The 649-nt window shown below is 57.0% G+C and carries 1 protein-coding gene; it reads left to right on the top strand.

The annotated features are described in order from the left end of the window. Positions 1 to 649, top strand: a 649-nt coding sequence (locus E1189_RS05405; RefSeq protein ID WP_196221223.1) for a hypothetical protein, incomplete at both ends; no start/stop codon positions are given.

The raw sequence follows: 649 nt of genomic DNA, 5'->3' as shown, positions 1-649 counted from the left end.
TCCAGCTCATGGGGGGTACGGACAACCTGAGAGCGGCTGTGGACATCGTTACCCAGCTGCGCAGTCAGGCAGCCGGGGGGCAGGAAGACACCCCCTGTAATGATAAGGATATCGAGTTAACGCTGGGCAGACACCTTCAGCTTATGGGAAGCGCGGACAACCTGAGAGCAGCCCTGAACATTTATACCATGCTGCGCACCCGGGTGGCCGGGGGGCAGCCAGACATCCCCTGTAATGACAAGGTTATCGAACTAACACTGGGCAGACATCTCGAGGCTATGGGAGGCACAGATAACCTGAAAGCAGCTCTTGATATCTATACCCGGCTGCGCGCCCAGGCCGCCGGAGGGCAGGTAAACACCCCCTGTGATGATAAGGATATCGAGCTAACACTGGGCAGATATCTTCAGACCATTGGAGGCAAGGGCAGTCTGGAAGTTGCTCTGGAGATCTTTACCCGACTGCGCACCCGAGCGGCCGGGGGACGGGTAAACACCCCCTGTGATGATAAGGATATCGAGTTAACGCTAGGCAGATATCTCCAGACATTGGGGGGGATAGACAACCTGAAAAAAGCCTTGGACATCTTTACCAGATTGCGCACCCGGGCGGCCGGGGGACAGGCAGACACCCCCTGTGATGACAAGGT

Origin of the sequence: Parendozoicomonas verongulae, assembly GCF_009711465.1 — a bacterium.
GTDB classification, from domain to species: Bacteria; Pseudomonadota; Gammaproteobacteria; order Pseudomonadales; family Endozoicomonadaceae; genus Sansalvadorimonas; species Sansalvadorimonas verongulae.
The sequence above is the reverse complement of the archived record's forward strand: the minus strand, read 5'-3'. Positions and strand labels throughout refer to the sequence as shown.